We start from the raw sequence: 7,389 nt of genomic DNA, 5'->3' as shown, positions 1-7,389 counted from the left end.
CTTCAGCAGGACAGAGCCATATTGCTGCAGCAGGTAAACTACCCAGCCAAAAAATGTTTCCGGCATTACATACACCACCTTAATTTAATACAAAAAGGGCGACAACCGCCGCCCCTTGCAAATGGCGTAACTCGTTATTGCAACGCAGCTATTCCATTCTTATACAGCTTATTTTGCCAAAGGCTGTTTCTTAATAGCTTCATCCATAATCTTATTGAAGTCAGCCTCGGTCATACCGCCCAGAACCTTGTTCATAGCGTCTGCCAGTTCCTTGTTGCCTTTTTTAATAGCAATGCCGATTTCAACATCTTCTTTAGAAGTTTTGAAGCCTTGACCTTCAGGGAAGGTTACCATGGTCAGATCAGGGTTAGCAAAAGCAGCAGCCTTAGCAGTCGGGATATCGGTTACAATCAGGTTGCATTTGCCGGATTTCAGCGCAACAATCATGCCGGGAACGTTGTCGATAGCAGGCAGCTTTTTAACGTCCGGAACCTGGTCAATCTGGTCATACCAGATGGTATTCAGCTGAGAGGTAGCAATAGAGCCTTTGAGGTCGGCAACGCTCTTAGCCTGAGCTTGCGGAGAATCCTTTTTAACCAGTGCTACTACAGTTGCATAGTAGTAAGGTTTGGTGAAGTCAACAGATTCTTTACGTTTAGAGGTAATGGACATGCCGGCAATAGCAGCATCAATCTTGCCGCTTACTACAGCAGGAGCAAGGCCATCCCATTCGATTTTGTGGATTTCCAGGTCAGCGCCCATGGAATCAGCTAATTTCTTAGCAATCATAACGTCATAACCGTAAGCATATTCGTTAGAGCCGGCGATTTTAACAGCGCCGCCGTCAGCAGACGGTTGGGACCAGTTGTACGGAGCGTATGCACATTCCATACCAACCTTCAATACCTTTTTGCCGCTGTCAGCCTTTTTATCGCCACCGCCACAGCCGGCGGTAACAGCCATTGCAACAACCATAGCGCCGCACAGAGCAGCTTTTAAAAATTTCTTCAAGTTCATCAAGAACACACCTTTCATTGTGAAATTATCTATTAAACTATGTAATACTTTACTATATTGCTGTCAAAAAAGCAAGCTTTACAGCAAAGATATAATGTATACATAAGCCTTGTACATGAAAGCCGTACTATCTCCCTCAAGACACAGTACGGCTTGAAATACTTAAGCTTATTTTTTCAGTCCGTTAATAATACGTTCCATAGCTTCGATGGTATTTTCACGGCTGCCGAAAGCAGTCAGGCGGAAGAAGCCTTCGCCCATTTTGCCGAATCCTGCGCCAGGAGTACCTACAACCTGCAGTTTTTCCAGCAGGAAGTCAAAGAATTCCCAAGAGCTCATGCCGTTCGGGCATTGCAGCCAGATGTACGGAGAATGTACGCCGCCATAATATTTAATGCCAACCTTATCAAAGCCTTCCATGATAATACGTGCATTTTCCTGATAGTAAGCAATGCTTTCGCGGCATTGTTTAATGCCTTCTTCGCTGAATACAGCCTCTGCACCGCGTTGGATAATGTAAGGAACACCGTTGAATTTAGTAGTCTGGCGACGCAGCCACATTTTGTTCAGTTCCATTTCCTTGCCGCTTTCGGTTTTACGAACCAGTGCATGCGGAACAACGGTATAACCGCAACGGGTACCGGTAAAGCCGGCAGTCTTGGACAGAGAGCACAGCTCAATAGCGCATTTTTTAGCATCTTCGATAACGAAAATGCTGCGCGGAATTGCCGGATCGGTTACATATGCTTCATAAGCAGCATCGTACAAAATAACAGCATCGTTTTTCAGTGCATAAGCAACCCACTCTTCCAACTGCTCTTTGTTATAAGCAGAGCCGGTCGGGTTGTTAGGAGAGCACAGATAAATTACATCAGCCTTTACATTTTCGTCCGGCATCGGCAGGAAATCATTTTCCGGCTTGCCTTCCATATAAATAATGTGACGGCCGCACATAATGTTGGTATCCAGATATACAGGGTATACCGGATCAGGAATCAGGATAGTGTTTGCATTGCTGAAAATATCGGTGATATTAGCGCAATCGCTCTTTGCACCGTCGCTGATGAAAATTTCATCGCTTTTCAGGGTAACACCGAAGGAAGCATAATATTTTACCAGTGCTGCATGCAGGAAATCATAGCCCTGCTCAGGACCATAGCCACGGAAAGTTTCCTGTACGCCCATTTCTGCTACAGCCTTCGCCATTGCATCAACAACACATTTTGCCAGCGGCAGGGTAACGTCACCAATGCCCAGGCGGATAATCTTTTTATCCGGATGTGCCTCAGCATATGCGCTTACCTTGTGCGCAATATCAGCAAAAAGAAAGCTTTCTTTTAAATTACAATAGTTTTCGTTTACAAATGCCATTGAAAAACCCCCATTATTAAAATCATTTTAAATTTATAGCAAACGCCTGAAAAATTACTAGCTGCAAGCATTGCGATACCTGCAGCCAGTAGTTCAAGCAATTTGTTTACTCGTTGATAACGCTCTCAGGAATATCAATTACGCCGTCAAATACTGCGACTGCGTTACCCTCCAGGGTAACATGGTCATTCAGCTCATGCGTAACCTTGAGCAGACCGCCTTTGCAATGTACATTGAGCGGTTCGCCCTTCTTGCCTGCTTTATTCAGCATAATGCAGGCTACGGTAACAGCGCTCGCACCAGTGCCACAGGCCCAGGTTTCGCCGCTACCACGCTCCCAAACGCGGAACTTGACAGTGTTCTTGTCCAGAACCTGTACAAACTCAGTGTTCACGCCTTCCGGGAACAGCTTATGATGTTCAAATTGCGGTCCCAGCTCCTCCAGGTTAAGGCTGTCCACATCATCCACAAAGGTAACAAAATGCGGATTGCCCATAGAAATTGCCGTACCGTTATAGAAAACCTTTTCTTTGGTTACATCGTCATGATTATCATTCAAAACAATTGCCTGGTCGACAAAAATATAATGGTCGCAGTTCATCGGAATTTCGGTAGCACGGAAAACAGGCTTGCCCATATCCACCTTCGCACCTACAACCTCGCCGTTTTCGACAACCATTTCAATTTCCTTAACACCGGAAAGAGTTTCCAGTGTAATAGTAGTTTTATCTGTCAGACCTTTGTCATGCACAAATTTAGCTACGCAGCGCACGCCGTTACCGCACATCTTGCCTTCGCTGCGGTCAGCGTTGAACATACGCATTTTGAAATCAGCAACGTCAGATTTGCACACGCAGATAAGACCGTCACTGCCAATACCAAAGCGTCTATGACTTACATATTCGGAAATAGCGCCCGGATTCGGCAGCATCTCCTTGGTGCAGTCTACATAGACATAATCATTACCAGCACCATGCATTTTTGTAAATTCTATTTTCATGGCCCTTCCTCCTTTGAATCCTCTTTACTCATTATAACAAAAATATACTGAAATTCCAACCGGATAAACAATAAAGTTAGCATTAGCGCACAAAAAAGCCGGCACATTTGCGTACCGGCATATTACAATGAGCAGTATTTCTTTTTTTATCAGCAATATATTCACTTACAACAGCATTTTACAGCAAAAATTGCACCTTAAATTATTTATGCAAATCTTTTAGACGGTCTGCACCACATCAGCGCAGCAAAAATCAGCACAGCGGTCACACCCATGCTTACAGGATAAACATACATTAAGGTACGGAAATCATGATACACAGGGAAAACAAAGGCAACCCACAGGAAGCGTACACCGCAGACACCTAAAATCGTCAGCAGTGACGGTAAAAACGATATGCCGAAGCCACGCAGATAACCGGACATAACATCATACGAAAGGCTGAAAATGTAGGCACAGAATACAATAGAAGCCCTGATATAACCAAGCCTGATAACCTCGCTGTCGTCGTTGATGAGCGCAATAAGCCTGTCACCGAAGAGAAATACGATAAGCATACAAAAACCCGTACAGATAACATCCTCCAGCAGGCATAAGCGTAAAATCTTGCGACAACGTGCCAGCTGTCTGGCGCCATAATTCTGCCCGACAAAGGTTGTGCACGCCTGTGTAAAGGAGCTGAAGATACTGAACGCTACCATCTCCAGAATCAGTGAAGCACTGGAGGCAGCAATGACCTCTGTTCCCAGGCTGTTGATAGCCCCCTGAATAACAACATTCGCCAAGCTGAAAACTGCGCCTTGGATGCCTGCAGGCAAGCCGATGCTTACAATTTCTTTCAGCGTAGGCATATCAATATGTAGTCTACTCCATTCCAGCTTGATTATAGAATCCGTCTTCAATAACAAGCGAAGCAGAATCAAAGCAGAAACCGCGTTAGCCAACACTGTAGCAATCGCTACACCGGCAACATCCAGCTTGCATACGCAGACAAAGAATAAATCCAGCACAATATTAACCAGGCTGGCTGCAATAAGCGCCATCAACGGTTTTTGCGTTTCACCGATACTGCGGAAAATAGCCGCTTCAAAATTGTACAGCAAAATAATCGGCATACCTAAAAAATATATTCTGAGGTACATCACAGCTGAAGGTAAAACTTCTGCCGGAATTTCCAGCAAACCTAAAATCGGCACAACAGCAAACTGTGCAAAAATAGCAACCGCAATACCGATAATCAGCGAAAGCAGTACAGCAGTATGCACCGCCTTCTTTACGCCTTCCGTATCACGTCTGCCTATAGACTGCGCAATAACAACATTAGAGCCCAAAGCCAGGCCCAAGAACAGAAAAATAATCATACCGATAATCGGCAAATCTGTTCCTACGGCAGCCATTGCCGCTGTTCTGTCACCATTAGCAAAGTTGCCGGCAATTACTACGTCTGTAGCAGTAAAAAACTGCTCTAAGATAGCTGTTGCAGCTACCGGCATAGAAAATTTAAATATTTTATCCCATAAGGAACCATTAAGCATGTCCATGCTTGTCCGCATATCTTCAATACCTTCTCTTTCTTTTAGCTAGTGATAGATATTATAATACTAAATTTAGGCAATAGCAAATTGATATTTTCTCTGCCCGGTTATAGTTATAAGGCATAATATAACGCTTATGATAAGCAATGCTTAACATACAAAAAGCCGATACATTTCTGTATCAGCTTTTCGTTCATAAAATATTTTGTTTAAGCAGCCTGTTTACGCATATAAGTACGCATAACCAGCAATGTTACAAATAATAAGCACAGCGTAATCGGCAAAGCAATCAACGCCAAGGAGCTTTCCGTAAAGTACGCAATACCGCCGGCAATCAGATAGCCGGCAACAGATACAGAAGCTGCAGTCAATGCATAGGGCAGTTGGGTAGAAACGTGGTTAACGTGGTCGGAATGCGCACCTGCGGATGCCATAATCGTTGTATCGCTGATAGGCGAGCAATGGTCACCGCATACCGCGCCGCTCAGGCAGGCAGCAATAGAGATAATAAGCATTTCATAGGTATCACCAGAGCCGAAAACGTTGCAAACAACAGGAATCAGAATAGAGAAGGTGCCCCAGCTTGTACCGGTAGAGAACGCAAGGAACATAGCAACAACAAATATAATTGTCGGCAGGAACATTTTCAGGATACCTGCGGAGTTTGCAACAAGATCATGCACATAGAACTTTGCACCCAAAAGACCGGTCATACCGGACAGAGTCCAAGCCATGGTCAGAATCATAATCGGCGCAACCATTGCTCTGAAGCCTGCAGGAATACACTCAGTAAATTCCTTAAAGGTCATTACGTTGCGTACCATGTAGAAGCAGAAGGTAAAGAAGAAGGTTGCTATGCTGCCGAGTACCAGGCCTTTAGGAGCATCAGCACCTGCAAAGGCATCAACAAAGCTTTCACCAGTGAAGAAGCCACCGCTATAAATCATACCGATAATGCAGCAGATAATAAGTACAATTACAGGCAGTACAAGGTCAATAACCGCACCGTTAGGCTTATCGGTATTGTCATCATCATCACCATACGGACGAGCAGCAGTAGTAAACAGGTCACCCTTATTTGCGTTATCCTCATGAACCTTCATGCTGCCGAAATCAAATTTCATGATGGTCAAAAGAAGCATCATAGCTAAGGTAGTAATTGCGTAAAAGTTATAAGGAATAGTCTGCAGGAACATGTTAAAGCCGTTAATATCAGAGCCTTTAGGTACTGATGAGGTTACAGCTGCAGCCCAGCTGGAAACCGGCGCAATAATACAAATCGGTGCAGCAGTTGCGTCAATAAGATATGCCAGCTTTGCACGGCTAACCTGATGTCTGTCGGTAACAGGACGCATTACGGAACCAACAGTCAGACAGTTGAAATAGTCATCGACAAAAATAAGTACACCCAGTGCAATAGTAGCGAGCTGCGCACCAACGCGAGTCTTGATATTTTTAGAAGCCCACTGACCGAAAGCAGCACTACCGCCAACCTTGTTCATAAGAGCTACCATGATACCAAGAATAACCAAAAATACCATAATACCAACGTTACCGCTATCCGACAGCTTGGTAATCATGCCGCCGTTTTCATTGTAAAGCATAGTATTTAAACCAAGCTCAAGATTACCGTTGGAATATAACAGTGCACCGATTGCGATACCTACGAACAAAGAAGAATATACTTCCTTAGTAATCAAGGCCAAAGCAATTGCGATAACCGGAGGCAGCAAAGCGCCGATAGTCGAATATACGGCAGGCTTATAGGTTTCAGGATCAACAGTGTTAGGATGCTGTCCGCTTATATAAAATAGGCCAGCCATGATAACAAGCAGTATCGCCAAAAATAAGTAATTGTTTTTTCTCATCTAATTAATCACTCCATAATTTTTTTCTAAAAAGTCCGAAAAAATTATATCATGATTACGTAACTAAAAGCAAGTGTATTATAAAAAATCGCTGACAAATTGTTGAAAATTATACATTGTTGTGTAAATAAGTGCAAAACAAGGCACTTTAACACTGGTTTATATTGCTTTAATGTCTATTCACAGTTGACAAATTTCGAGGCTTATAGAGCAGACGCATATATTCTTTATTCGCGCATCCAAGAAGCGAGTCTGCAGAACAACGCTGATTGATAAGAAGGCAAGTAAATTGAGCGAGGGATATATCGTGCAAGGAATAGCAATTTTAGCAAATGAGCATCTGGTACCATAGAAACAAGGGGACGTAACAAAATGTTACCGTCTGACAAATTTTACCGCAGTTTCGTTCTGGTTCCATGCGAAATTTGCGTTGTGCCCTACAGGCACGGGAAAATTGCTGCTGACTGGAACGATATAACTCTCGCGAACAGAGAAAGTACGGGAGTAAGTCTAGATATAGTCTGCAGCTATCTATCCTCAGTCGCACATAACACTCAAATAAACTGAGCGAGGGATATATCGTGCAAGGAATAGCAAT

5 protein-coding genes are annotated in these 7,389 nt (G+C 43.8%); all 5 read right to left on the bottom strand.

Annotated features, from left to right (window positions below):
- Positions 1 to 168 precede the first annotated feature (168 nt).
- Entirely contained in the window at positions 169 to 1,017 is an 849-nt protein-coding gene (locus BN587_RS02175; protein ID WP_021719513.1) for a transporter substrate-binding domain-containing protein, read from the bottom strand.
- Positions 1,018 to 1,185: 168 nt separating this feature from the next.
- A complete protein-coding gene (locus tag BN587_RS02170) occupies positions 1,186 to 2,388 on the bottom strand; it encodes an LL-diaminopimelate aminotransferase (protein WP_021719512.1) in 1,203 nt (400 codons plus the stop codon).
- Positions 2,389 to 2,494: 106 nt separating this feature from the next.
- Positions 2,495 to 3,382: a diaminopimelate epimerase gene (gene dapF / locus BN587_RS02165; RefSeq protein WP_044484008.1), complete on the bottom strand. Its 888-nt coding sequence runs from the start codon at positions 3,380 to 3,382 to the stop codon at positions 2,495 to 2,497.
- A 212-nt stretch (positions 3,383 to 3,594) separates the two neighbouring features.
- Positions 3,595 to 4,941, bottom strand: coding sequence for an MATE family efflux transporter (locus BN587_RS02160; protein ID WP_021719510.1), 1,347 nt, complete (start codon positions 4,939 to 4,941; stop codon positions 3,595 to 3,597).
- A gap of 191 nt (positions 4,942 to 5,132) precedes the next feature.
- The gene (locus BN587_RS02155; protein ID WP_021719509.1) at positions 5,133 to 6,791 is read right to left on the bottom strand and encodes a Na+/H+ antiporter NhaC family protein; all 1,659 of its coding nucleotides are present in this window, start codon (positions 6,789 to 6,791) and stop codon (positions 5,133 to 5,135) included.
- Positions 6,792 to 7,389 lie beyond the last annotated feature (598 nt).

It is taken from the genome of Phascolarctobacterium succinatutens CAG:287 (assembly GCF_000434895.1).
Lineage (GTDB): Bacteria > Bacillota > Negativicutes > Acidaminococcales > Acidaminococcaceae > Phascolarctobacterium_A > Phascolarctobacterium_A succinatutens_A.
This window is presented reverse-complemented; position numbering and strand designations above follow the sequence as displayed.

Excerpts from the sequence above, each read along its gene's own strand:
- BN587_RS02175 (WP_021719513.1), bottom strand. The coding sequence starts at position 1,017 with ATGAACTTGAAGAAATTTTTAAAAGCTGCTCTGTGCGGCGCTATGGTT.
- BN587_RS02170 (WP_021719512.1), bottom strand. The coding sequence starts at position 2,388 with ATGGCATTTGTAAACGAAAACTATTGTAATTTAAAAGAAAGCTTTCTT.
- BN587_RS02160 (WP_021719510.1), bottom strand. The coding sequence starts at position 4,941 with ATGCGGACAAGCATGGACATGCTTAATGGTTCCTTATGGGATAAAATA.
- BN587_RS02155 (WP_021719509.1), bottom strand. The coding sequence starts at position 6,791 with ATGAGAAAAAACAATTACTTATTTTTGGCGATACTGCTTGTTATCATG.